36 protein-coding genes are annotated in these 24,595 nt (G+C 42.8%); 27 read left to right on the forward strand and 9 right to left on the reverse strand.

Going from position 1 to position 24,595, the window contains the following annotated elements:
- Positions 1 to 129: 129 nt before the first annotated feature.
- Both J2755_RS03230 and J2755_RS03235 read right to left on the reverse strand, forming a co-directional pair.
- On the reverse strand, positions 130 to 444 hold the full coding sequence (locus J2755_RS03230) for a hypothetical protein (RefSeq protein WP_209679563.1): 315 nt from the start codon (positions 442 to 444) through the stop codon (positions 130 to 132).
- Positions 437 to 610, reverse strand: a complete 174-nt coding sequence (locus tag J2755_RS03235) for a hypothetical protein (protein WP_209679566.1) — start codon at positions 608 to 610, stop codon at positions 437 to 439. The genes J2755_RS03230 and J2755_RS03235 overlap by 8 nt, the downstream gene beginning before the upstream one ends.
- A gap of 130 nt (positions 611 to 740) precedes the next feature.
- Between J2755_RS03235 and J2755_RS03240 the strand changes: the two genes are divergently transcribed.
- Positions 741 to 1,013 carry a hypothetical protein gene (locus J2755_RS03240; RefSeq protein ID WP_209679569.1) on the forward strand — a complete coding sequence of 91 codons (273 nt, stop codon included), beginning with the start codon at positions 741 to 743 and terminating at the stop codon, positions 1,011 to 1,013.
- A gap of 35 nt (positions 1,014 to 1,048) precedes the next feature.
- Here the strand turns inward: J2755_RS03240 and J2755_RS03245 are convergent, their stop codons facing one another.
- From J2755_RS03245 to J2755_RS03255, 3 genes are all read right to left on the reverse strand, one after another.
- The gene (locus J2755_RS03245) at positions 1,049 to 2,971 is read right to left on the reverse strand and encodes a hydantoinase/oxoprolinase N-terminal domain-containing protein (RefSeq protein WP_209679571.1); all 1,923 of its coding nucleotides are present in this window, start codon (positions 2,969 to 2,971) and stop codon (positions 1,049 to 1,051) included.
- 111 nt (positions 2,972 to 3,082) lie between these two features.
- On the reverse strand, positions 3,083 to 4,261 hold the full coding sequence (locus J2755_RS03250) for a Cdc6/Cdc18 family protein (RefSeq protein ID WP_209679573.1): 1,179 nt from the start codon (positions 4,259 to 4,261) through the stop codon (positions 3,083 to 3,085).
- Positions 4,262 to 4,385: 124 nt separating this feature from the next.
- Positions 4,386 to 5,756, reverse strand: coding sequence for a monomethylamine:corrinoid methyltransferase (locus tag J2755_RS03255; protein ID WP_209679585.1), 1,371 nt, complete (start codon positions 5,754 to 5,756; stop codon positions 4,386 to 4,388).
- Positions 5,757 to 6,091: 335 nt separating this feature from the next.
- Between J2755_RS03255 and J2755_RS03260 the strand changes: the two genes are divergently transcribed.
- The 24 genes from J2755_RS03260 to J2755_RS03365 all read left to right on the forward strand — a co-directional run bounded on the left by J2755_RS03260 (position 6,092) and on the right by J2755_RS03365 (position 19,311).
- Positions 6,092 to 8,074, forward strand: coding sequence for a type II/IV secretion system ATPase subunit (locus J2755_RS03260; protein WP_209679588.1), 1,983 nt, complete (start codon positions 6,092 to 6,094; stop codon positions 8,072 to 8,074).
- Positions 8,075 to 8,092: 18 nt separating this feature from the next.
- Positions 8,093 to 10,312 (forward strand): type II secretion system F family protein, encoded by a 2,220-nt coding sequence (locus J2755_RS03265; RefSeq protein ID WP_209679591.1) that lies wholly within the window; start codon positions 8,093 to 8,095, stop codon positions 10,310 to 10,312.
- A gap of 9 nt (positions 10,313 to 10,321) precedes the next feature.
- Complete coding sequence (rnhB, locus tag J2755_RS03270; RefSeq protein WP_209679595.1) at positions 10,322 to 10,963, forward strand: ribonuclease HII; 642 nt, start codon at positions 10,322 to 10,324, stop codon at positions 10,961 to 10,963.
- A 265-nt stretch (positions 10,964 to 11,228) separates the two neighbouring features.
- The gene (locus J2755_RS03275) at positions 11,229 to 11,516 is read left to right on the forward strand and encodes a hypothetical protein (RefSeq protein WP_209679598.1); all 288 of its coding nucleotides are present in this window, start codon (positions 11,229 to 11,231) and stop codon (positions 11,514 to 11,516) included.
- Between the two features lie 156 nt (positions 11,517 to 11,672).
- A complete protein-coding gene (locus tag J2755_RS03280) occupies positions 11,673 to 12,005 on the forward strand; it encodes a hypothetical protein (RefSeq protein WP_209679602.1) in 333 nt (110 codons plus the stop codon).
- Entirely contained in the window at positions 12,005 to 12,217 is a 213-nt protein-coding gene (locus J2755_RS03285) for a hypothetical protein (RefSeq protein WP_209679604.1), read from the forward strand. Before J2755_RS03280 ends, J2755_RS03285 begins: the two co-directional genes overlap by 1 nt.
- Positions 12,214 to 12,858, forward strand: a complete 645-nt coding sequence (locus J2755_RS03290; RefSeq protein WP_209679607.1) for a hypothetical protein — start codon at positions 12,214 to 12,216, stop codon at positions 12,856 to 12,858. The genes J2755_RS03285 and J2755_RS03290 overlap by 4 nt, the downstream gene beginning before the upstream one ends.
- An 18-nt stretch (positions 12,859 to 12,876) precedes the next feature.
- Positions 12,877 to 13,902 carry a tyrosine-type recombinase/integrase gene (locus J2755_RS03295; protein WP_209679609.1) on the forward strand — a complete coding sequence of 342 codons (1,026 nt, stop codon included), beginning with the start codon at positions 12,877 to 12,879 and terminating at the stop codon, positions 13,900 to 13,902.
- Positions 13,871 to 14,026, forward strand: coding sequence for a hypothetical protein (locus J2755_RS03300; protein ID WP_209679612.1), 156 nt, complete (start codon positions 13,871 to 13,873; stop codon positions 14,024 to 14,026). The genes J2755_RS03295 and J2755_RS03300 overlap by 32 nt, the downstream gene beginning before the upstream one ends.
- A gap of 165 nt (positions 14,027 to 14,191) precedes the next feature.
- Positions 14,192 to 14,443, forward strand: coding sequence for a hypothetical protein (locus J2755_RS03305; RefSeq protein ID WP_209679615.1), 252 nt, complete (start codon positions 14,192 to 14,194; stop codon positions 14,441 to 14,443).
- Positions 14,440 to 14,757, forward strand: coding sequence for a hypothetical protein (locus J2755_RS03310; RefSeq protein ID WP_209679618.1), 318 nt, complete (start codon positions 14,440 to 14,442; stop codon positions 14,755 to 14,757). Before J2755_RS03305 ends, J2755_RS03310 begins: the two co-directional genes overlap by 4 nt.
- Positions 14,758 to 14,990: 233 nt before the next feature.
- Positions 14,991 to 15,200, forward strand: coding sequence for a hypothetical protein (locus J2755_RS03315; RefSeq protein WP_209679620.1), 210 nt, complete (start codon positions 14,991 to 14,993; stop codon positions 15,198 to 15,200).
- 108 nt (positions 15,201 to 15,308) lie between these two features.
- Positions 15,309 to 15,434 carry a hypothetical protein gene (locus J2755_RS11425; RefSeq protein WP_280954361.1) on the forward strand — a complete coding sequence of 42 codons (126 nt, stop codon included), beginning with the start codon at positions 15,309 to 15,311 and terminating at the stop codon, positions 15,432 to 15,434.
- A complete protein-coding gene (locus tag J2755_RS11430; protein ID WP_280954362.1) occupies positions 15,431 to 15,553 on the forward strand; it encodes a hypothetical protein in 123 nt (40 codons plus the stop codon). The genes J2755_RS11425 and J2755_RS11430 overlap by 4 nt, the downstream gene beginning before the upstream one ends.
- Positions 15,553 to 15,942: a hypothetical protein gene (locus tag J2755_RS03320; RefSeq protein WP_209679623.1), complete on the forward strand. Its 390-nt coding sequence runs from the start codon at positions 15,553 to 15,555 to the stop codon at positions 15,940 to 15,942. The genes J2755_RS11430 and J2755_RS03320 overlap by 1 nt, the downstream gene beginning before the upstream one ends.
- A gap of 4 nt (positions 15,943 to 15,946) precedes the next feature.
- Positions 15,947 to 16,735 (forward strand): hypothetical protein, encoded by a 789-nt coding sequence (locus tag J2755_RS03325; protein ID WP_209679626.1) that lies wholly within the window; start codon positions 15,947 to 15,949, stop codon positions 16,733 to 16,735.
- A 33-nt stretch (positions 16,736 to 16,768) separates the two neighbouring features.
- Entirely contained in the window at positions 16,769 to 17,095 is a 327-nt protein-coding gene (locus tag J2755_RS03330) for a hypothetical protein (protein ID WP_209679629.1), read from the forward strand.
- On the forward strand, positions 17,096 to 17,413 hold the full coding sequence (locus tag J2755_RS03335; RefSeq protein ID WP_209679630.1) for a hypothetical protein: 318 nt from the start codon (positions 17,096 to 17,098) through the stop codon (positions 17,411 to 17,413).
- A gap of 4 nt (positions 17,414 to 17,417) precedes the next feature.
- Entirely contained in the window at positions 17,418 to 17,582 is a 165-nt protein-coding gene (locus J2755_RS03340; RefSeq protein WP_209679634.1) for a hypothetical protein, read from the forward strand.
- Positions 17,583 to 17,584: 2 nt separating this feature from the next.
- Entirely contained in the window at positions 17,585 to 17,866 is a 282-nt protein-coding gene (locus J2755_RS03345; RefSeq protein ID WP_209679637.1) for a hypothetical protein, read from the forward strand.
- 2 nt (positions 17,867 to 17,868) lie between these two features.
- Positions 17,869 to 18,324 (forward strand): hypothetical protein, encoded by a 456-nt coding sequence (locus J2755_RS03350; RefSeq protein WP_209679640.1) that lies wholly within the window; start codon positions 17,869 to 17,871, stop codon positions 18,322 to 18,324.
- 6 nt (positions 18,325 to 18,330) lie between these two features.
- Entirely contained in the window at positions 18,331 to 18,549 is a 219-nt protein-coding gene (locus J2755_RS03355; protein WP_209679642.1) for a hypothetical protein, read from the forward strand.
- Between the two features lie 98 nt (positions 18,550 to 18,647).
- Positions 18,648 to 18,818, forward strand: coding sequence for a hypothetical protein (locus tag J2755_RS03360; protein ID WP_209679645.1), 171 nt, complete (start codon positions 18,648 to 18,650; stop codon positions 18,816 to 18,818).
- Positions 18,805 to 19,311 carry a recombinase family protein gene (locus tag J2755_RS03365; protein WP_209679648.1) on the forward strand — a complete coding sequence of 169 codons (507 nt, stop codon included), beginning with the start codon at positions 18,805 to 18,807 and terminating at the stop codon, positions 19,309 to 19,311. Before J2755_RS03360 ends, J2755_RS03365 begins: the two co-directional genes overlap by 14 nt.
- A gap of 345 nt (positions 19,312 to 19,656) precedes the next feature.
- Here J2755_RS03365 and purQ read toward each other — a convergent pair whose 3' ends face one another.
- The 4 genes from purQ to J2755_RS03385 all read right to left on the reverse strand — a co-directional run bounded on the left by purQ (position 19,657) and on the right by J2755_RS03385 (position 21,900).
- Positions 19,657 to 20,343, reverse strand: coding sequence for a phosphoribosylformylglycinamidine synthase I (gene purQ / locus J2755_RS03370; RefSeq protein WP_209679650.1), 687 nt, complete (start codon positions 20,341 to 20,343; stop codon positions 19,657 to 19,659).
- Positions 20,340 to 20,591: a phosphoribosylformylglycinamidine synthase subunit PurS gene (gene purS / locus J2755_RS03375; RefSeq protein ID WP_209679652.1), complete on the reverse strand. Its 252-nt coding sequence runs from the start codon at positions 20,589 to 20,591 to the stop codon at positions 20,340 to 20,342. The genes purQ and purS overlap by 4 nt, the downstream gene beginning before the upstream one ends.
- Positions 20,592 to 20,676: 85 nt before the next feature.
- Positions 20,677 to 21,198, reverse strand: a complete 522-nt coding sequence (locus tag J2755_RS03380; RefSeq protein ID WP_245312629.1) for a CDP-alcohol phosphatidyltransferase family protein — start codon at positions 21,196 to 21,198, stop codon at positions 20,677 to 20,679.
- Between the two features lie 252 nt (positions 21,199 to 21,450).
- Positions 21,451 to 21,900, reverse strand: a complete 450-nt coding sequence (locus J2755_RS03385) for a tetratricopeptide repeat protein (protein ID WP_209679655.1) — start codon at positions 21,898 to 21,900, stop codon at positions 21,451 to 21,453.
- 336 nt (positions 21,901 to 22,236) lie between these two features.
- On the opposite strand from J2755_RS03385, the gene J2755_RS03390 reads away from it, so the two are divergent.
- The gene (locus J2755_RS03390; RefSeq protein ID WP_209679656.1) at positions 22,237 to 24,369 is read left to right on the forward strand and encodes a diphthine--ammonia ligase; all 2,133 of its coding nucleotides are present in this window, start codon (positions 22,237 to 22,239) and stop codon (positions 24,367 to 24,369) included.
- Positions 24,370 to 24,398: 29 nt separating this feature from the next.
- A complete protein-coding gene (locus J2755_RS03395; RefSeq protein WP_209679658.1) occupies positions 24,399 to 24,593 on the forward strand; it encodes a hypothetical protein in 195 nt (64 codons plus the stop codon).
- Positions 24,594 to 24,595: the final 2 nt, after the last annotated feature.

Consider the following 24,595-nt stretch of genomic DNA (forward strand, 5'->3'; position numbering starts at 1 on the left):
ATTTGTTAGTGTGGATGTATCCTACATGTTGGTCTATGATTTAAACATTTTTCATGCGAAAAGAGAGAAAAATGGTAATAGCAGACCGCCGAAATTAAATGAAGCAAAAATGGGTGTCAAAAAGTACTATTATTTGAATAGCTTCGAAACAGTAGATTTTAATTCCCAATACTTCTCAACTATCGATGGATCTTCATCAGAATGATCCAACAACTTTTCCAGATCCCAGTCCGGATTTTGATCATGCAGTTCTTTTAGTTGCATAAATTTTTGAGTGGCTTTTTTTTGCTCAGCTGTTGCATCAGAATGAATTAAAACAGAATCTGACGAATGGTTACCTACCCATCCACATTCCACACAGGTATAAACGGTAGAAAAAATGAAAATGTTAAAGGTTGTTCCACCACAATTTGGGCATGGATTGCCACTTATTTCTTTACTCATATTGTCCATTGATACCCCGCTCCCTCTTTATCTGCTCAATTCCCTTTCTTAATGCTGCACGTGCTGCATCACTTGAGCTTGTGAAAACACCCTTTCTCACCAGATACTCTAGATCCTCCCTATCTACAGGAGCCAGACGGAAACTTGTTGGTTTGTTTTGACTCATTTATGCACCCAGGTAGTATACAGAATACTAAATAAGTACACATTGTATAAAAATTCTTTTGATCAAACATTATATTATCAGCCATACGTAGTAAATAGTCTTATAAGTATCTACTACCATTGTATTCTCAATGAAAACACATGGAAAAATAAAGACTTCAATTTCATTAAGTACCCACCTCTACGATTCAGCCAAAGAAATGGTAGACTCCAACAGGTTTTCTTCAATATCAGATCTGGTTTCAACTGCATTGACGGACTTTTTGGCAAGGCTGGAAGAAAGGGAATTGAGTGAAAAAGATCAATCTAATATGAAATTTAAGGAACTTCTGGAAGCATATTCCAAAACAGATGAAGGACACAAATTCCTTGAAGAACTGGCCAGGTATGAGAAGAAAAGGTGAATATTATTCAACCAACTTCTTCCCTCACTAACCTTTTATCCTTTTATTTTCGAAGTCTGTCCGAGGACCATGAGTTTTGTCTCCAGTGGATTAACCATGCCTTCCACAAGGAGCTCGTTTTTCTGAACATTGATGTGAACAGACTCTGAATTCAGTCCTGCATCTTCCATATATTGCTTCACCGTAGTCTCCCCAAAACTAACCGCATAATCAACTGCCTCATGGTAACTGAGGAAGCTTTTTCTTCCATGCTCGGAGAAAACAAAAAATTCCCAATCCGGTGTCGCAAGATTTGCGGGCCTTATCAGGAAGTCAACCCTGCGAATACCTTTTGCGGCTACTGCTCCCGCAGCATTCCCAACATAGGAATATTCCGGAAGAATTATTTCAGCATCAAGGATCTCTTCAAGATCTTTCTGATAGGCTACCACCGGCCCTCCAATAAGAACCACAGGAACACCTACTTTGAACTTAATCGGAGATTCAATGTCAAAAAGCCTGCGGATATCTTCTTCCGGGACGCCGTTCATGAAGAAAGAAACCAGATTTGAAGCCATTTTTCTGGCAAATTGCTGCTTAACAGATGAAGCAAATTCCTTTGCGTCTTTCCGAGAAACTATGCCAAGAAATTCAGCACCAATTTGTGCAGCTTCAACATTGTGATCTGTATAGTCTCCAAGCACGTGCAGGGCATCGGTTGGAGTAAAACCTATTGTCTGAATCAAACGTTTCTGAAGCAGTGAATCAAGAACCTTGGAAGAAGGGTAGCTGTTGAGAATCCTCCGAATCTCACGCAGGGACGTCGGTTCATTGGATATTGCTTCATAAACCCTGGTTTCAAGAGGAGTGAGGTCAAAGGGTTCATAGCCTGATTTCATAAAGAAAGAAGTTGGCTGGATATTATGGTTTAAAATTGCCTTGGAAGGACGTGTATTAACTTTTAATGCATCAAGAAATTCTGGATACAAATCCGCCGCCCTGCTTAAAGGAATAACCCGTCTTGGACCAATATGGATTTTGCCCTCCTTTACCCAGACGTGACTATCGCCACCCATTGCAGAAGTTTCCATCCTGAGTGCTTTTACACGGGTTTTCCAGCCACCAACAACCGCACCATCATCACTAATTTCAGGGACACCATCATAAATAACCGAAACATCGGTACTTGTACCTCCGACATCGATAACAGCGCATGTTTCATTATTGCTAAGAAATGAAGCACCAACAAGACTACCTGCCGGACCTGAAAAAATAGATTCAATCGGTTTTTCAAGAGCTTTCTTGATACCTATAACCGAACCATCACACTTCAACATAAAAATTGAAGCATCAATGCCTCGCGACTTGACCTCGGATTCTACAGAACGCATGAATTTTTCCGTTACAGGAATGAGTTGCGCATTCAACATTGCTGTAACTGCCCTCTCAAAAGCTCCCAGATCCTGGGACAAATGATGAGCACAGACTACCGGCAATCCGGTAAGGTCTCGTATTGTATCCCTTATCTGTTCTTCATGCTCTGGATTTCGGATACTGAAAAGTGAAGATACTGCAAAAGCGGAAACGTTGTTTTTTGCAGAATGAACGAATGCCTTCACAGCACTCATATCTAATGGCTCGGCTTCCCTTCCGTTGGTATTATGCCCACCCTTCACCTGAACAAAATACTTCGTTGGTAATTCCTTCTGAATATTGAAATCCCCTACAAGGATCAAACCTACAGGGAAACCCGTTCCTTCCAAAACAGTATTTGTCGCCAATGTAGTGGAAACAGAAACAATTTCCACCTTTTGGAGATTTTGTTCAGACAGCCCTCCAAGCGCATCTTTGATCCCTTTAAGGGGGTCAGGATACGTTGTAAGGGCCTTATTTGCTTCAATAACCCTGTTTTTTTCATCGTCCAGTATTACGGCATCTGTGTATGTTCCACCGGCATCAATTCCAAGGCTTACGCTCATTCATATCAACTCCATACTTTTTTTGCGATGCCTTTTGGCACCCACTTATATCAGAAAATTGGTTTTTCAGAGATTGTGCTTATTTTTGCTTGCTCACTTCCCTGACGCTTGTTACAAATCCTTCAACTTGTAATCGTAATACAAGGCTTCCTTAATGCGATCCCGATCCCATTTTACATTGATCAAACGTGTTTTCCCATATCTGCCACGACTTCTATGGGAAGCGGAAATAATATCCTGCATGTCAAATTCGGAAATCATTTTTGAAACACTTGTTCTTCCAAGTGGATTAAGATCCAGTTTTGAGCAAAGATCCTGATACTCTGCAACAACCTGCCCGGTAGTTATTTTTTCATCACTGACTTTTGCAAGCCTGACAACACTGAGAAGAACCAGCTTCTGATGTATTGGAAGCTTTTTCAGGGTTTCAATTCCACTTTCGGATTTCAGCTCATCATTTGCAAGAAAAACATGCTTATCACTAACGAAATCTTCATTTTTCCTTTCTGCAATATTCCCGGCTTTTTCCAGTAGCTTAATCGCTTTGTATGCATAGCCGTCTTTCTGGGAAAGTAAAATACATGTTGGAATGACGTATTCATCAATTACTTCTTCCCTGAAGGCGATGGAAGAGCGGGAATTCAATATTTCTGCCAGTTCTTCCTCGTTGTAAGGTGGAAAAATTACCTCTTTGTAATTGACAGACTGGATCAAGCCCGGAGACAGTTTTTCCGTGAAAAAAACATCATTTGAAATCCCAATAATGCCTATGTGAACATCGTTGGCAATATGCATCTTCCCCCCTGCCTGACTTAATGACATCAGGATATCAAGGTTTTTGAGCATTTCCAAATCATCAAGAACCACAATTATAGAAGTCTGTTTCTCGTTAAGTGCATCCCAGAGAATATTGTAATATTCATTCATTGAAAGACCGGTTTTTGGAACCTGCAATTCCGGACTCACCTGATGTACAATTTCAAGAATCACGCGACTTACGGTATTTGCAATACCACAATTCACAAAAATACATACTGTATCAATTTCATCCTTCGGTGCAATCTCATTGAACTGTTTGATTACAAACTTTGCAACGCTTGTCTTTCCAGTGCCTTTTTGTCCCATGATTAATCCGTTATTTGGGACTCCCCGATGAAGAGAAGGCTCTATAAGTTCCGCAATCTCTCTTATTTGCCCATCTCTTGCAATCAGACTGTCGGGCAAATACTGTTCGGAAAGAACTGCCTTTTTCTGGAAGATAATAGATTCTGTCTTGAAGATATCGTTCATTGGAAACCTCTACACCTGAATAAAGCATAAAAATTGGGATTCTGGAATTCATACCGTTTTTCCTTTGGAAGAGAGTCGACAGAAAACACAGCTTTGCATCCCAACTTTTATGCCTGCAATTTACTCACTCAATGGAGCAGTATTCATGTATTTCATTACTCACTTCCTTATATAGTTGCATATATTCATCGGTTGGATGCATCTCATACTCTGAGTTTACAACATAACATTCGCTGAATGGTTTTCCGGGAGGTGCGGCAGATAGCATGTTTCCATATTTGGAATAGATTTTTCCAATAACATAATTGGCTTCATCTACAGATAATTCAGTTGCCAGATGAGCCATTTCTCCCATGAACCTTGACTCCAGTCCTGTTGAATGATCCGCACCAGCACCCCGTGCACCGACCGGTCCTGCAAGGACATCCCTTCCACTGACAGTGTCTCCTATTGCCTGGGCAGCTGTTTCATAGAACATCATGTCAGTGCAGCACCCGGCAAGATTCCAATAATATCTCCCAATATAGTGATGGAAGTTTCTGGAAATCGCAATTGAAGAAAGGTTTGAGGCCCAGAGAATTTCTTTTGTTGAAGACGAGTTCGTATTTATGTGCACCGCACCTGACAAATGCACACTTGCACCTGTAACAACCTTTGATTGAATGGCTTCCGCAGCATCAATGATTGCAAGACCTGCAGGAGAACCAATCGCCGGCCCTCCGAATACAGGACATTGCCCGGAGAGGAAATTGCCACCTCGTTCCTTATGGAAAATCGATTTGTAGAATGTTTCATAGTCAGTCTTTAGCTCATCAAGCTGGTATACTTCCTGCACATCGGAAGGAGAATACAGCTCATCTGTTGATACTAGCATATATGCCTGGGAGATAGTCGGAGTACCCGGGCCCATCAGCGCCATGCCTTCCCTATTTGCAAGCTTGGTGGCAAGTCTTTCCAGTCTCGCCTCCTTCAGCGCCGCCATCATTTCCATAGGTGTTTTGCCTTTTATGCCCTTGCCACCCATTTTTTCGATAGCTCCTGCATAAATTCCCTGAACAATGGGTTCCATTGCTGAGCTGAGGTGCACCTCGAGGAAATTTTCTTCTGAGACAGTACCACCCATAGGCCCTCCAATTATGACAGGAGGTTCGGAGTCCTGCATGTACCTGTTGGGAACAAGCACTTTTTCCCTGAGACGACCTATTTCCAGAGTTTCGGTGGCATTAGCAGCTTTAGTAATATCCTCTTCATCAATCCGGACAGATTTGTTTGTGTCAATACAGTAAATCCCGGTTGATACCAGAAGTTCAACTGCAGCCTCATAAACCGAATCTGCCATAGAATAATCATTCGGAATGAAAGTGCCCGGATCATATTCAATTTCATATTCCTTTGCCAGCTCTTCAGATTTCATGAATACTGACATATCGTGCTGGCTTTCACTTTTTTCATCGCCAGTCATCGCAGATTTCAGATATTTGTATATATCACTCATATTTACACCCGCCTAAACTTGTGGATCGCAACCAGAAACATTTCCATAATACCATCTTTCACGTGGAACTATATATAGATTTCCACATTCTTGCATAAAGACCAAATTTCACATGTAGATGTAATGGTTTATTTAAGTGCCAAAATACAAACCATTTTTCACATAGAACTTGGCCAATGGCAACTGAGTTATTGACGAAAAAAATCAACACAACAAAACCGAAAATCTTTAATCATGGAAATTTATAAAAACCATTATAATTATAATGATAATATCAGATCTGGAGATCCGGTTAGATCAAGAAGCAATCCACAAGGAAGTTGCGGGGATAGAAAATGCATACTGATGATGATAAGAAAAAAGAGGGAAATGATACAAAGGATACCCAGTCCGGTAAAAGAAAAATTATTTCCCAAAAGGACAAGGACAAAACATCCGGTCCAAAGGTTTTCAAACCAAGCCAGGCAGAAAATCCATTCTTCAAAAGCCGCCCTGTTAATCCTACAATAAGCGTAAGTGAAGAACCTGAAACTACAAAAGATGCGGATTTTTTAGCATCAAAAATTGACAACATTGAACTTTCCGATGACAAAAATATTGATCAAACATCAGGAGATCTGGAACTTGAGGAAATGAAAAACGAAGACCTCCTCGAAAAACCTGACTCAAAAGCGGAGGAACAAGCCCCTGTAAGTCCGGAAAAGGAAAGCGGCCAATGCGCACCCGAAACCGAAAAAAAGAAGAAACTGGACTTTGGCGGTAAAATAAGAAACCTGTTTGAAAATGAAAGTGAGCCAATTGAAGCATATGAACCGGAAAAACACGGAGATATCACTGTTTTTTGTGGAGTTGACAACTATGAAGAACAGGAAAGATATTGGCTGAACGAACCTTACTGTTTTACTGTCATCCTGTACAATCCTACTACAAACGACTATAAGTACCACGTAGTTGAGCCGGAACTTACTGACTTTGAAGAAGTCTTCCTGGCAGAAATACGCGATAGACTTAGGAATGTCTTACTTGTGGAAGACATACCCGAAGATTCAGACAGGGAAGAAATACTGGAACTGGAAATCCGGAAAATTGTCCGCGATTATGCTATTGAAGTAACTCCAATGATGCTTGCAAAGATTCTCTATTACATAAAAAGAGATTTTGTAAGATTCGGGAAAATTGATTGTGTGATGTATGATGAAGGGATCGAGGATATTTCCGGAAACGGACATGATAAGCCCATTTTCCTTTTCCATCACAAGTACCAGAATATTGCCACTAACATCACGTTTGATGAAGACGAACTGGATTCATATATAATACAACTTGCACAGAAAAGTGGCAAGCATATCTCAATTGCAGAACCAATGATTGACGCGACTATGCCGGATGGATCAAGGATCCAGATGACACTGGGAACCAGCGTAACCACACACGGAAGTACATTTACCATCCGTAAGTTCAATGAAAAACCGATTACTCCTGTTGATCTGATAAACTGGGGAACTTTTTCATCCGAACAAATGGCTTACCTCTGGCTTTGCATTGAAAATAACAAGAGCTTGATATATGCCGGAGGTACAGCATCCGGTAAGACCTCATCTCTTAATGCGGTTTCCCTTTTCATTCCGGAAAAAGCCAAGATTATTACCCTGGAAGATACAAGGGAATTGAAGCTTCCTCATGCAAACTGGATCCCCGGTGTTACGAGAGACTCTTTCACAGCGGATGAAAGAGGTGCTGTTGATATGTATGACTTACTAAAAGCAGCTCTCAGGCAGCGCCCTGAATACCTGCTTGTGGGTGAAGTCAGGGGTCACGAAGCCCTTACACTTTTCCAGGCAATGTCAACAGGCCACACCACTTTTTCTACAATGCATGCAGATTCAGTTTCTTCAGCAATCCACAGGCTTGAAAACCCTCCTATCAGCGTCCCACGTAACATGATACAGGCACTTGATATCATGAGTATTCAGGCACAGACCTATTCGCAGGGGAGAAGAGTCAGGAGAAATATCAAACTTGTAGAAATCACCGACATTGATCCGCATACAAGAAACATCAGGACAAGTGATATTTTTACATGGGATTCAACCAGTGATTTCTTCAGGAAAACAGGCGATTCAAAGGCCCTTGAAGAGATCAAAATGCGAAGAGGATGGAATGATTCCAAACTTGCAAAAGAGCTCGATAATAGAAGAAGAATCCTAGAGCACATGCTAGACAATCAGATCTACGATTTCGGGACAATTTCATCGATAATAAATGAATACCAGTCAATTCCTGACAGGCTAATGGAAAAGCTGGGTTTGGACTATTAAGGAGCCGGTGGGGTAACTGTGACAGGACCTGAAGAAGAAAAAATCGACCTTCCAAACCCGGAAAATGCTGCCGGAGAGGACACTTCTGAGTCTGATAATGAAGCTGCACTAACCAGTGCACCTGAGAACAAGCCCAAACTGAAACAAAAGGGAAGTAAGAAAAAATTCAGTTTTGAGCAGATAAAGAAAAAACTGAAAGGCAAAACAAAGGATCCAAAGCAGGATTCCGGCGAAAGCAATCTTTTCCATATTTTACAGAAAATACCGTTCACCTTACTGGGAGATCGAATACGTAACCGCCGGGAAAAATATGCCAGCCTCGAACTACAACTCAAACAGGCACGAGTTCCTACTTCATATGAGATGTACGTATCCAGTGCACTCTTTTATTCCCTAGTTACGGCATTTGTTGGAATGGTTATAGGGCTCACTCTTACGTACTTTGTTTTCGTTGTTTTCGGATTACCAGAGCAGCTGACCAACGTGAGGATTAACGAGTCATTTGCATGGCTCTTAGTATTCAGGGATGTCATCCTGGGCGCATTTCTTGTAATTTTCTCGGTTGTTTTCTTTGGAGGAATCACATATGCACTTTTCATGCTTTATCCTTCATTCCAGGCAGGAGAGAGAAAAAATGAAATTGATCAGCAATTACCCTATGCCGTTACCTTCATGTATGCCCTGAGCAAAGGCGGAATGAACATCATAGAGGTTTTCCGTTCCCTGGCAAAATCCGAAAATACGTATGGAGAAGTGTCAAAAGAGATTGACACCATACTCAGGGAAATGGATTATTTTGGGCATGATTTGCGTACAGCCATTGCAAATGTGTCTGAAACCACACCCTCCACCAGAATGCAGGATTTACTATATAACCTCCTTACAATAATTGACAGTGGCGGAGACATTTCAAAATACTTCCAGGACAAATCAGAAAACTATCTCCAAAAAGCTGTTGTAGACCAGAAAGGATTCCTTGAGACCCTTGCCTTACTGGCAGAATCATACGTAACTGCTTTTGTCGCAGGACCCCTGTTTATCATAATTCTTGGAGTTATGATGTCTGTCATGGGATCCGGATCTGACACCATGGTTTATGCCATCATCTACGCCGTGCTCCCAATCGGCTCTATCATGTTTGTAGTGATGATCAGCATTATTACACCCGGTGAACTTGCGGATCCTGAATTATTAAAGACAAGAGAAAACTTGGACCATGGAATTCCTGAAATTCCCGAGCATCTGCAGCCTGCTTTTGATGAAAATGGCAACCCACTTGAAGAATCGGAAGAAAATATTGCAGAAAGGGAAAACTACGAGAATTTTATCAAATCAAAAAAGAACTTAAAGTTAAAGGGATACATCAAAAACCCGGTAAAACCGTTTTTGGAAAATCCAGTTTATTCACTCGGAATTTTCGGACCCTTGGGTCTCATGGTTATGGTTCTTCCATTACTGCTGAACATAAGAACCCTGAACGGACCCGCTGAAATTGTTGATTTTGCAGATGATTACATTGTATTTGGCGCATTTTTGATGATACTACCATTAGCCATATTCTTTGAAATCAAATCCAGAAGGCTGAAAAAACTGGAACGAAGCGTCCCTGATTTGCTCAAAAGGCTTGCGAGCACAAACGAAACTGGAATGACCCTTCAGGAATCCATCAAACTCATTGCAAGAACCGAAACCGATGAAATCAGCAAGGAAGTACGGAAAGTCTGGAGAGATATTGATTGGGGACTGGGGATTAATGACGGATTGATTCGTTTTGCAAACCGTCTCCGGACACAGGTGGTATCCAGATCATTTACCCTGATTACCAAAGCAAATGAATCAAGCGGTGATATCGGGGAAGTGCTCAGGGTAGCCGCCAGGGATGCTGCTTCCGAACAGGATATGAAACGTGAACGTGCAATGAATATGATGATTTACATTGTCATCATCTATATTTCGTTCCTTGTTTTCGTAGGAGTCATCTACGTTATTTCCACAACATTCCTTACTGAAATGGCACGGGCAGGTGAACAAATATCATCATCCGGAGCAAGTGGTGGATTCATTACAAGTTTTAATCTTGAAGATTACACACGCCTTTTCAAACATGCAGCCCTAATTCAGGGACTGAGCTCAGGCCTGATGGCAGGTGCAATGGGTGAAGGAAGAATCCTCGCAGGACTGAAACATTCAATTATCATGATGACCTTTGCTTATGTCATATTTACTATGTTCATCTGATGAGGGAATATGAAAGTAGCAGGAATTGACGAGGCCGGAAAGGGGCCGGTTATCGGCCCGATGTGTATTGGAGGAGTTCTGACAGATGAAGAAAATCTCCATTCAATAAAGAATCTTGGAGTTGCGGATTCCAAAAAACTAAGCCCTAAACGAAGAGAAGATCTTTTTCTCAAAATTGAAAAATATGCATCAAAGACTTTTGTTCTCGAAATTAGTCCATCCCAAATAGATGAATTGCGGAAAATAATGACCATGAATGAGATTACGGTGATGGGTTTTTCAAAGGTTCTTGAAAACTTACAACCTGATACTGCATACGTGGATGCCGCAGATGTTAAGGCAGAGCGTTTCGGGAAAAAACTTACCGAAAGTTATACGGTAAATGTGAGAAAGCCACTTACGGTTGTTTCCGAACACAAAGCAGATGATAAGTACCCCATTGTTTCTGCCGCTTCTATTGTTGCAAAAGTAACTCGCGACAGGCGTATTGAAGAGCTTAAGAAAAGTATTGGAAAAGATTTTGGAAGTGGGTATCCATCTGACAGGAAAACAAAAGATTTTCTTGATAACTGGGTTAAAGAAAATGGAAGCCTGCCCGATTTTGTCCGCCATTCCTGGAAGACTGCCGAGCAGTGCCTGGAAAACAAATAATCACTTTATGTGTTCAACCATTGATTTGAACATCCTTGGGCTGGTGCTTGGGCCTGCCGACGCACGAAACATGAATCGGCAGACCGATTAAAGTAAATTTTGGCAGGCCCTCGCGTTGACGCACGATGCACCGGCAAAGATAGATTGTTTCCAGTTCTATATATAAGCTTCCGCTAATTTTCCAAAGTTATATATATTGATAATTATATCGCTTTTTTTAGAGAGGTTTTGACGGACCTCTACTAGTTGAAGGAAAGTACGAAACATGACAGAAGAAAACAAACAAACGGATAGCGTAAGCTTTGTAACGGCACGTGAAAAGCTCCTGAAAGCAATTCTTGACAATAGTAGTGAGACTCTTCTTTCCATGATAAAGGAACACGGAAAGGACAGTCAAAAGTATGTAATGACTGATCATATTTTCCAGGTCATTAAAAAGGAATATGAGTTCCTGAGAGAGAAGAGGAAGCTCCGGGAATTCTGCCATGAAAATGGCCTGAGTCCTCTTGTCATCCTCGCACATGTTGAAGAACTGCAGGAGCTGAAGGTATGAGCAAAGTACCTCCCACATTTCTTGAGTATATTGCAGAATGCGCTCAGGAATAGCTCGGTGCACTGGATTATGAAATCGTGAATGTACAGGAACAAGTCGACGCTGGTGACCGTGTCCTGAGTGTCGATCTCCGGATCCAGTTGGAGATGTGAGCATGTGGATCGAATTCCTGCCGGAATATATGGAAGTGGAGGAGCTGCCCCCTCTCACCATAGATCAGGCACTTCTGAGAATTGCGGAAAAGGTGAACGAGGCCACGAGGGGATCCCTGTGATGAGGAAGTGGACTGACGAGGAAACGGATACTTTGAAAGAGCTATATCAAAGCTCTCCGCTCAAGGTTTCGGAAATCGGGGAACAACTTTCCAGGACAAAGTACAGCATCTACGGAAAGGCCAGATCCTTGCAGATTCGCAGGTCTTCAATGAGGTTAAGGCGCCGTACGTACCAGAGCTCAAAGCTCACTGATTTTTCTGCAGGAGTGGAATAATGGCCCTGCAGCTTACCATGGAAGAAGCTGAGAGGTGGGCCGAGCTTCGGAACTTCAGCGCAAGAAGTTCCAGGAAAACCTCTCCTAAAAGAAAGGCAAAAGCACTCAAACTATACCATGTTTTCAACGGTAAAAAAAGGCGAGTGTGTGAGGAAATGCACATGAGTGTCGTTACTCTCAACAACATCCTCAAGGAAGAGGGGATCCAGTGACTGAGCTCAGAGCCTGCATTACTACTCCTACTACTGTGCAAACAAACAGGATCCGGGGATATTCCCTGGATATCCTTTCTGAATTACAGAACACCGTCTTAACCGGCCCCGAAATTGCAGGAAAAATAGATCGAGGATATGCGTACACTAAAGTCTATCTTTATCGCTTGTACAATTATGGATGCATAGATCGGATCGAAAGATGGAGCTGGAAAATCACTCCGCTTGGCACTGAAATACTCTCTACTAATACTAATACTAAACTTGGTAACAGAAGAGTAACAGAAAAGGAACAGAAGAGTAACAGAAGAGTAACAGAAGAGTCCAATAAATCTTACACAACCGATTCCTCAAGACAACTCAATCTTTCCCTCTATACCTCCGATCCGGATGTCACAGAGCCAGAGAGAGTAGTAGTACTGGCACTGGCCAGTCACTATGAGAAAACTGGCGAGAAATACCGGTACTTCAGAGACATGTATGACTTCTGCGAACAGATCGAGATCTCAGCCGTAGGTATCAATGAACTTCTTGCCAAGCTCAAGCAGGAAGGAGTGATCTACATTCGGCAGGAGAAAATGCTTGGAATGTGGAAAATAGGTTTAAAAGTTAACTTTGTAGAACGCTTAACAATGTGTTGAGGGGAACGGGGTTTTAACATGTATTTGTACTACGATGAATTCTTAGAAGAATGTGCAGCGAGGGATCTTGTTCCTCAAACCATCGCAACGTATCGAAGCAATGTAGGCCTTTTTCTCCTGCACTTAACGCAGAATGGAAAAGATCCTCTGGATATCCAGATGAGCGATTTGCGTTCATTCCTGGTATATCTCAAAAATATGGATTATACCGTCGGGCGCCAGAGACGCAAGGGAGTTGCTCCGGCAACCCTCAAGGCCTATTTTACAGCGATATCCTCTTTCTATGACTTCCTTGTGTGGGAAAAATACATAGACTCAAACCCTGTGCCGATGTTCCGGAAAAGATACCTCAAGATCAAACTGCAGAGAGGAGGAGAAAATAGCAGGCAAGTTGTCAGCATTCCCGTGATGATGGAACTCCTGGAACGTGCTCTTCTTGAGAAAGATATTGTAGCCTGGGCCTACATGTTCTTTTCAGCCAAAACAGGAATGCGTAAAGGAGAGCTCCTTGCAATGAATCTCGCAGATCTGGATCTTGAGAAAATGGAATTCATAGTTCCTGGAAAAGCCAAAAGGACAAACCGTCGGGGATTCCTGGATGCTGAAACTGCCTATGTACTGCATCAATATCTGGAATGGAGAGAACCACGGGCAAGGGTTGACGATGCACTCTGGATATCTCCTGAAGGTTTCCGGATGAGCCGAAACGGACCTTATGACCTGGTCACTTATTACGCACAGCTTATTGGCATACATAATCCAGACGGGCCACTTATCCAGAAGTTCACTCCGCACTGTTTCAGGCATTTCTTTACAACTCACTTGAGACGTGCAGGCATGTCCCGCGAGTTCCGGATGGAGCTCCGGGGAGATGTCACCACAAAAGCCATGGATGACTATGACGACATCGAAACCGAAGAGCTTAGGCAGGCATACCTGCAGTATATTCCAAAGCTCTTGAGAATCGATTCAAAGCAGAGCACATTGATACCATTTGCCCAGGAGGTGAGCTATGTCAATCCAGTTGGAGCTCTCGGAAGATGAAGCCAGAAAATTGCATCTGATTCTGCTAGGTACAAGCTACGGTTTCTTACTTGCAAGACGTGACCATTATTTCCAATTTGTAAACAGAATTGCCAAACGTCTTGATCAGAAATTATCCCCCTGACAGGATCCTATCAATCTGATAGTTTCTGATGAAAATTGATATAAAATTTTTTACCTTTGTGTTCCGACCTCAATCGGAACACCGTTTTTTACAATGTTATTTTTGGGGTTAATTATCGTTATTTTCGATATCTACAAAAGTACAAGTCATCAATTTGACTCTTGTATGGTACTTGCACTAGACTTGCAGAAACAAATTCTTGACTTGTACCTGGATGGAAAGAAAGCATACGCTATTTCCCAGGAACTTAAAATCAATTACAGGACTGCGAAAAAGTACACTGATCGCCTTGACCTTGTAATGGCCGAGATCAGGACAGCTGTTGTATGTTGTATTTTCGATGAAATCAGAAAAAACCCTGAAAATTTCGTTGATTATTACATGCAAGTGCAAGACATGCAGGAGGAAAATACATGAAACAATTACCTGCCACAACTGAACAGGTTGAAAGGCCCAATGCTTCCACTGCAATGGTAGAAGACATCAAGAATAATTTTGGCATTGATGTGGGGGAAATTGCCGGATCCATTGCCAGGGATTACGTGAAAGAGAACGTCTTTGGAAGGAAGAGCACCACGCCTGCAGGCCGGTCCAAGTTTGCAAAGGCCTTGTTTGGGATATCCGAGTTCTTCAGGTCTGTCTGGTGGGTTCCTGCAGCGGCCTATGCTGCCATGATGCTGGTTGTGATTGCTGTCAGGCTTCTGGCTAATATTGCAGGTGTTGAAGTATGACCTTCCATGAAGCAAAAGTATAGCTCTCCGTGATGACACTCTGTTTCCTGGGAGGAATTCTTGTGGGGTTGAGTCTATGAATCGAATGGGGCTAATGCTGATTGTCGCATTTATTTGCGGAATGTAGACAGGGATAATGCTGGGAGTATGTCTATGAGCGATGATGAGGCGGATTTACTGTACTACTTCATTGTGGTGCTTGTTATCGTTTTGTTTTTGATTGGAGGGAAGCTATGAAGAAAGAAAAAGTATGCCTGACAGAAACTCAGATGGAGCATATAATTGACGCTGCCAGGAATGAGCCGGGGGCATGTCCCAAGGCCAAGGATTTTGTCGAGAGCTTCAGGCCTACAAAAGAAAGCAATATTGTCCTGCAGGCAGTTGACAGGCATCTCGAAAAGAAAGCAAAAAAGCTAATCAGAGACTTCCAACGCTGGTTTTAATGTTGTTCAACATTGTTATTGGGGTTAAATATCATTATTTTTGTTAAGTTTTTATTCTGATTTTCCCCTCTCGAAATTGAGACCTGGTAAAATCCAGGGAGGAATTTCATGGCAAAAAAAGGCATGAATAAAGGATTACGCAAAGCGCAGTGCGTCCGGAAAAAGAAAGCACAGGGTAAATCCCTGGCGCAAGCCCGGAAGATCTGCAAGGTCAAGGGGGCCAAGAAAAGATGAATCAGAGTGAAATGGAAGTCAAGATCCTTGCCTTAGAGGAAAGGGTTGCAGCACTCGAAGGAAAAGCAGACGAACCCGTCACAGTCGATGTAGACAAGATCCTCGAGGAGGGTAAGTAATGGCACGCAGACCAATCGGAATAAGTGCAAAATGGCTGAAATACTTCCCACAGCTTGCCGCTGTCTATGCATTTTATGAGTATTATGCGGCTGTTGGAGTGGAAGGTATCAAGGCAGACCTGGAAGCTCTCACATTTGAAGGAATCAAAGCACAGGCACAGAATATTCTTTCAGGGCTTGCAGCATTCCTCATCGGTGATGTAATCGCTTCAAGAGTGAAAGACAAGTACATCAAAACAATTGTAAGGACAATTGCCTACTACGTAGGTGCAAAGCAGATTGCAGGAGCACTTGACGCAGGATCTACCGTATCCCGTCAGGTAGAAGCAACAAAGCCGGCAGTAACACACGGAGGCCCGGCAATATCAAACGCTATCAGGGGGTACTAAGTAAATGGGATTCACTACAATAGCATTCTACGAATCAAGAGCAGGCACAACCGCACTCAGCAATGTTGCAGGCCTTGAAGATACGCATGTTGCCGTAAATGGTGACAACATCACCGTACCGCCAAGATGGAACCAGCTCATAGCTGCATGGGGTGGAATGAGCAATGCAACAGATGTACTTGTAGCAGCTCGTCTTTCCTCACCATCCTTGCGTAAGACATCCCTGGTGGACCTTGCAAACCTTGAGGCAATCGCTGCAGGTGGAGCACTCCAGCCAAGCTCTCCAACTCCTATTGACATCTTCCTGCAGAGAGCTGTACAGCTCGTTTCAGGGGAATTCCTGAACTATCTGCAGGCATCAGATGGTACTACAGCTGCTAACCTCTGTACTGCTGTTGTGTTCCTGGGAGATGGAAATTATGGCAATCCGTATGCTGGGAGGCCTATCCAGACTGTCAGGGCTACTTCATCCACAACCCTTACAGCAAACAAATGGTCTGCATGCACACTGACACTTGATCAGCAGCTGGAGTCCGGAAGTTATGCAATCGTGGGAATGAGAGCTCAGTCTGCAGGCGCAAAGGCTGCCAGGCTTATTATGCAGGAAACTCCTGCACGTCCTGGCTGTATTGCCTATGACAGCAACGCTGACATTGAACACCCAATGTTCCGCAACGGAAACCTTGGTGTATGGGGTACTTTCGTGCACACTGCAATCCCTCAGGTTGAATTCCTGAGTTTGTCTGCAGACACCAGCGAGACTGTATTCCTGGACATTGTGAAGATAGGCTAAGCCTATCTTTTTTCCTTTTCCGGAGGCAAAGCCATGGGGAAGAAACCAATCGTGTGGAGTCGTCCGGATTCCTCTGGGAAACGGACGGACATCACCTCTGAAAGGACAAATTTGTCCAGGAAACAAAAGGAAGCACTGGCCAACGGCGGAAGTGTCAAAAGGAAACAGAAAACAGAGGACACTGCTCCTGTAACTTCCGGTCCAGCTTCAAGCTCCGGAAGCTCCGGCAAAGAGTATGTTTTCGAATTCTCAAGGCCTATCAGCTCACGGGCTGCAAAGTATGCAGGCAAGCTGGCGAAGCTCCTTGGAGGGAAACAGGCCTACATTGAGGACCAGACAAAGCTAGTGGTGGTGATGTAAATGGTTGCACCTGTTGTCATTGGAGCCGGCGCAATGGCCTTAGTGAGGCTCATAGCATGGCTCTCATCAGCCGTTCTCATCACATCCTATGTCAGGGATATCCTGACAAAGGAACCCGGAGAAGACGTTGAAATAAGCCGTGATGATGTAGTCGAGAAAATCCTTGATAATCCGGATTTAACTGAGGAACAAAAGGAAAAAGCTCTCCTGGAATACCTGAAGATCTCAGGCTCCGGAGGCGGTGGCCTTGAGGAATATGCAAAATACATTCCAGTAGCCGTTGCTGGATTTGTGGCCATCTCGATTTTTAGGAGGTAAAGATATGCTAGATGCTGAATTCTGGTTAAGGGTTGCACAGATACTCGGTGTGCCTGTGGTGGTTGCTGCGTATTTCATGTATCGGGATTACAAGTTCAATCAGAAACTGGTTGAAACACTGACAAAAATCAGCACAACGCTGGAGCTTGTTCATAAGAAGGAGAACTGATCATGGTATACAAACCACGAGCATTCAATGTAACAACCGATCCGGAAATGGCTGTAAACCCGGATCCTGATCGTGACGTTGTCGTCATCACGAACCTGTCCGGGGCTACAATCTACTGGGGCGTGGATCCGGAGCTCAGCACTGCCAACGGTGCGCCTATCTTCAATAATGGAAGGGCTGAGTTTTCCCGGGAGAATGGAAGGGATCCCAGGATTGCCAGGTATCTGGTAATAGGCTCTGGCTCCGGAGACGTCAGGATCGATGAAGAAAGCACAGGAGAATGATTATGGGAACATATTCAGATCCTGCATTGATTCTGCCTGGAAGTGTTGACACTACCGGACTTGCTGATGATGCAGTTACAACTGCAAAAATAATAAATGATGCAGTGACAGCTGCCAAAATTGACACTCTGACAGAGGCATTAATTGATGCTGCAATGGGTGGAGATGTCCCGGTGATCTCCTCCGATTCCTTTGTTGGAAACAATACTCAGAATCGTGCTATTCCGCATGGTCTTGGTCGAACTCCAAAAATGGTACTAATCCGGGCGCAGGACAGAGGGTGGAATCAGGTACAGCTAAATGGTGGGGCTCGAATACATTATCAAGATACAGTTAACCAAAGCGTTCGCAGTGTTACCGCACCAGATTCAACTAATTTCTATGTTGGTGATGGTGTAGACTATGCCATATCTTGTAACTCATCTTCCCATACTTGGGAATGGATAGCAATTGGGTGATTTTAAATGAAGTACTGGAGAAAACCAGACGGGACATGTGGAACTTACGATGATGACGGCTTTGTCCCTGATTCAGAGGAAGTTGACCAGGCTACTTATGATGCCTGGGTAGCAGCTCAGCCAGTTCCGGAACCTGAGCCAGACCTGAAGGTTGAGTACAAAAAGCTCACAGATGACAATGCCAGAATCAAATTCATTGCTAAGAAGCTTGGATTTGATGACTGAAAAGGTATACCTTTCTGCAGATGGGAAATATCGTTATTTTTAGGGTTAAATAATGATATTTCCGAATGTTTTTTTATTGTTGTATACAATGTTGTTGCATGCCTATTTTACAGCAGGGATCGGATGGTAAATTCACGGTCACAGTACCAAAGTCTTTTGTCGTTGCGAAGAACTGGAAAAAAGGTGACAAAATCGGTTTTTCAATCGTTGATGAAATAAACAGGCCACAGCCTGGAGATATCTACATCCGGAGAAATGCCAGCCGGTAAAAGTACGGTTGTGCAACCAGGAATACACAACCCTGGTAAAGTTGCCTATGCCAGGGTTTCTGCAGATCACCAGAACCTGGACTCTCAGCTTGACGCTCTGGTTTCTGCAGGTTTCCGGAAAAATGAGATCCTTGTAGATGTCGAGAGCGGAACACATGACGGCAGGAAGGCCTATCAGGACCTGTGTGAGCTCATCAGAAAAGGCAATATCTCGGAAGTCTGGGTATATCGTATTGATCGCCTGGGAAGAAATCACTATGAACTTGTTTCTTTTTTGAAGCTCCTTGAAGATTCTGGATGCGAACTTATCAGCCTGTGTGAACCGTTCGTGAAAGAGTGGAGATCTTTCAGTTGGGCATTCCGTGCAACCTGGGAAGCACTCGGTGATGCACGCTATGAGCTCATGAGATTGAAGGAACGACAGAAGGCAGGCATTACTGCAGCAAAAGGAAGGGGGAAACATCTTGGAAGACCAAGGAAAAAAAAGTCATAAAATAGTCATAAAAAAGAACCTTGCCTCCAGCTAGGCACAAATCCATGAGGACACATACCTATCATATCAGCTTCATTGAAATCTGGCTCGTCATGTGATTCTGATACAAAGGAACAGTTTCTTACAGCACATTTTGTACATTTCCAAATTTCCATACAATAACCTATCCCGGATTCTTTAAAAGCGTTACTTTCCTTTTTGTACACCTTGCAACTGATACTGATTATATCCCCAGCTGAGCTGGTCCTGGAGAAAGGCCTTTCTTTGAAACTAACCTAAAAAGGAAAAAAGGAGGTTTGGTGTTGGTGGTGGAGTGACAATAGGATGCCGCACCACCCAAGGATGTCAGCAATGTTCAACCATTGATTTGAACATTGCAAGGCCATCTGCAGACCCGAGGATGTCTTCAGAAGCACGCTCAGGGTGTGGCATCAAACCCACTACATTCCCTTCGGAATTGCTTATTCCCGCAATGTTGTTTCGGGAACCGTTTGGATTTGCTTCCCCTGTAGCATTCCCTTTTTCATCGACATATCGAAAAGCAACCTGATTATTCTCTTCGAGATTTTCCAGCCCTAAGTCATTGATGTAATAATTGCCATCTTTGTGAGCAATCGGAATACGGACAATCTGCCCTTCCTTAAAACCGGAAGTAAAGGGAGTATTAGTATTTTCAACCCTGAGATATGTCCATTCACATCTGAATTTTGGATAGCGGTTGGTAGCAAGCGCACCGTCAAGAAGACCTGATTCAGTTAGTATCTGGAAACCATTGCAAATTCCAAGTATTGGTTTTCCGTCTTCGGCCATTCTGCGAACGGAATCCATTATTGGAGTTCTGGAAGCAATAGCCCCTGAACGCAGGTAATCGCCATAGGAGAAACCTCCTGGAATTACTGCTCCTTCATAGTCACTGAGGTCCGCATCCTTATACCATACAAGATTGGCATCTGCACCCACTACATCTTTCAATACATGCAGTACATCAAGGTCGCAATTACTTCCACCAAACTGCACGATTGCGATGCTCATTCAATCTCCCTCAAATCAATGGTATAATCATGGATAATAGGATTGGCAATTAATTTCTGGCACATCTGGTCAATTTGATCACGTGCCATGTCGGAAGACTCAGCTTCAAGTTCAATAAGGTATTCTTTTGCACTCCGGACACTGTCAGGGAAATAGCCAAGGTGTTCAAGAGCACGTTTGATTGTGGTACCTTCAGGATCCAGCATCCCTGCTTTGAGTTTAACGGTAACTTCTGCGGAATAGCGCATTGTAGGGCCTCTTAATAATTCTGATATGAGTAGTATAAAACAATCAGGCAGGTTAAACACCTGCAATTTGGTATATAACCTTTATTCACAATCTCTCTTTTGCGGAAATAATCCTCTGTAATAGTGTTACATGAGTGATAAGGGCAATGAATGCTAAAATCGGTCCGAGGAAACCGGTGAAAGCAGCAATTATCAAAAGGATCATACGTTCGGAACGCTCGGCAATTCCCACATTTAAAACACCGGAACCGGCAGCTTCAGCCCTTGCACGAGTATAGCTCACTAAAAAAGAACCAATCATTGCAAACATAGCCCAAAGCCAGACATCGATTCCAAGGAGAGGGGATTGTACCATATTTCCTGAAATAAGGCCATAAATGATACCAGCAAAGATTAATGCATCTGCATAGCGATCACAGACGGAGTCCAGAACTCCCCCAAACCGGGTGGTAAAATTCGAAGCGCGGGCAACTGCTCCGTCAAATACGTCAAAAATACCACTAAGTAAAAGCAGTACGCCACCCAGGATCATGCTACCCCTTGCAAACATAAAAGCTGCTATTGCACTGACAACAAGTCCAAGAACAGTCAGGGTATTCGGAGACAAAGGAATCCGGGCAGCAACAGGAAGAACTTTGACTCTTACGGTATCTTTTAAATCACCTAGAATTCGTTATCCCTCGCGATATTTGTTTCCGGTTTAGATAAAGGGATTCTTAGTATTAAAAGTGACTGGATTTGCAGGCAATGAAGGTTTCTAATCTCAAAATTGATGATAACACTGGAAATAGAAAGCGAAGAAGGAATTGGAACAACAGTAAAGTTATTGATTCCAAATAAATGAAAATAAAGAAGTGCATCAGACTTTATTATCGTTTTCAGACAATTTTCGAATAACTTTCTGCATGTTTAATTTAGCGTCATGGTAATCAGGATCAATGTGCAAAACATGGGCAAAGCAGTTGATAGCATCATCATATTCTTCCAGGTTTGAATGGGCTATCCCTTTATTGTTCCAGACAAAAGCTTTTTTCTCATCCGAAATTGAATGTCCTTCAAAAGAGATGTTTTCATAGCATTTGATGGCATCCTGATGTTTGCCAAGCATGCACAACATTAAGCCTTTGTTTATCCAGGCATTGTCATATGAAGGATCTATTTTGAGAACTTCGTCAAAACAGGAAAGAGCGCATTCCAGATCATAAAGATTGGAGCAGGCAACTCCTTTATTATACCAGACAAATGGATTAGTTGAATCAAGAGCCAGAGCCTTTTCAAAGCATTCAATCGCTGATTCATACTCACTCAAATCACAGTGAGCAATACCCTAATTTACCCACACAAGAGCCACTGCTTCATCTTTCCAGAGATGTGGGTCACGTGGACCTTCAAGAACCATGGAGTAATACTTGATTTTGTCTTCGGGATACTCCGAGTGAAAGGCCATATGAAACCATTTTTCAGCCGTTTTGTCTTCAGATGACACAATAAAACGCCTACCACATTAATGTAATCTGTTATTGCAGCAATAACGATAAAAGTTATAGTCAACGTTAACCTTCAAATACCTATTGTTTCTTTAAAAGCTGTAAATTACATCTACAAAAAACTCCAATTTACCTACTACTCCAGCGAAGTATCCCACATGACCAGAATTGCCGCATACTTTGATTTGAATCTACAAAATTCTTTTTTGGAGGATCTGAATAAGAAATTGCATGCTCGCAATCATTCAAACATCCGTATCTACTCTGAAAAAGAAGGTTGGAAATATACACATCTAGTTAAACCGGAATTTGGTTGTAAGAATATCATAATTGAAGCATCAACAGATAAAAAAAAAGATACATCAGGAGATGCAATTGTATTAGATTGCGATATTGTAAACCTTAACCATCTGGTGCAGAAGTATGCAGTAAGGATAAACAGTTCAAATGAAATCCTGAAAGAAATACTCAGGAAAAAACTTCAAGAAATTGCTCCTTCCAAAAAAAGCATTGCAGAAACTCTGGACAATACTCTCCGGGACGCGAGAGGATCTTATGCAATAATAGGCAAACTTGATAACTACGTATTTCTCTCCTGCGATCTCGAAGGGGTAAAAAATCTCTGGTATTCCTGCAAAAACGGGTTTGCAGCAGCTTCCGAAAAGAAATTCTTGCCAACAGATACGGATGCCGAAAAGCTGGACCCCAGAACAATTCTTGTTTTTGATACAGAAGAAAAAGCGTGTGAGTCTTTTAAGAGGGCGCATAATTTCGGATTCAGCAGAGCAGAAAAAGAATGTGATACTGCAGCCAAAGAATTACTGGAACTGGTGGAAGAAACTACTGATATCCGGATACCAGATGAACCGTTCGGAATCCTGTTTTCCGGAGGGCTGGACTCATCATTAATTGCGACTATTTGTAAAAAGGTGAATCCTGAAGCCCAATTTACCTGCTACACAGCAGGTTTTGGAGAAGAAAGTGAAGTCCCGGACGTGGAACATGCAAGAAGAGCAGCAGAAAGACTTGGGGTCAAATTAAAAATAGCAACCTTATCACTTGAACAGGCTGAAAAATATCTACAAAAACTTGTTCCCCTTCTTGAGACCACATCCGTTCCGATGGTGGGTGTGGGCCTTGCACTTTACGCAGCAACAAAGGCAGCCAGTGAAGATGGGATTAAAGTCCTTCTAACCGGCAGCGGAGCCGACGAGATGTTTGGGGGCTACAACAGACATAAAACAGCTGAAAACCTTTCAGAAGAATGCCTGAACGATACACTGAATATCCATATTCGTGATACCTACCGGGATGAACTAATCGGTTCAGAATGTGGCATAATCATGAGGGCTCCGCTTCTTGACAGGAAAGTGATGGAATATGCACTGGAACTTCCTGATGAATGCAAAATGCATGACGATGAGAACAAATATGTTTTGAGGCTGATAGCCGGGAAACTTGGAATGACTGAAGAAACCACCCACAGGCCAAAAAAGGCAGCACAATACGGAAGCCGATCCGATAAAGCAATTGAGAAGCTGGCAAAAAAATATGGATATAGCTGTAAATCCGATTATCTTGAAAGTCTGAAAAATGAAGATAAGCCTCCTTTAGGCGTGCTTTTCAGTTCGGGAAAAGACTGCACCTATGCCCTTCACCTTATGCACGATAAAGGATATCCAATCAAATGTCTCATCACTATCAGGAGCCAGAATCCCGATTCATACATGTTCCATACCCCAAATATCAATCTTGCACAGATGCAGGCTGATGCGATGGAAATTCCACTCATTGAATGGAACACCGAAGGGGAAAAGGAAGTCGAGCTCGAAGACCTGAAAAATGCACTCCAGGAAGCAATAGATAAGTTTGGTATCAGGGGAATCATAACCGGTGCCTTGCATTCAAATTACCAGAGAGAAAGGATAGAAAACATCTGCAGGGAACTTGGAATTGAAGCATTTTCTCCCCTCTGGGGCATGGATCAGGAGAACGAAATGAGAGAACTTCTTGATTATGGTTTTTCATTCATTTTCAGCAGCATTGCAGCATACGGGCTTAACAGCAATTGGGTTGGGAGAGAGATAGCCGAGGGAGATATTGAGAAGCTTGTAAAGCTTAATGAAAAGATAGGACTAAATGTTGCCGGAGAAGGCGGGGAGTTCGAGAGTTTTGTGCTGGATGCGCCACTTTTCAAGAAGAGAATTGAAATACTGGAAAGCAAGGTCATCGAACTTGACGAGTACACTGCGCGCTTTGTAATTGAAAAAGCTTTATTGGTGGACAAATAAAATATATTCATCAATTGGGAGGGTTTTAAGTGGGAAATATCAATCCAGATAAAAAGAAAGATGAAATTACTGACAAGGAAGCAGAGGATACCGAAGAAGAAATCGAAGACTGGTGTGAATCTTTCGTCGGTCCTGAAGATGAAATGACCGATGCTGACAAGCAGGTCAGTCAATGGTGTCGTCTGGAATCCGACGACAAGAAAAAGAAAGAAGATAAGGATTGAGA

This window comes from Methanohalophilus levihalophilus (assembly GCF_017874375.1).
Taxonomy (GTDB): domain Archaea; phylum Halobacteriota; class Methanosarcinia; order Methanosarcinales; family Methanosarcinaceae; genus Methanohalophilus; species Methanohalophilus levihalophilus.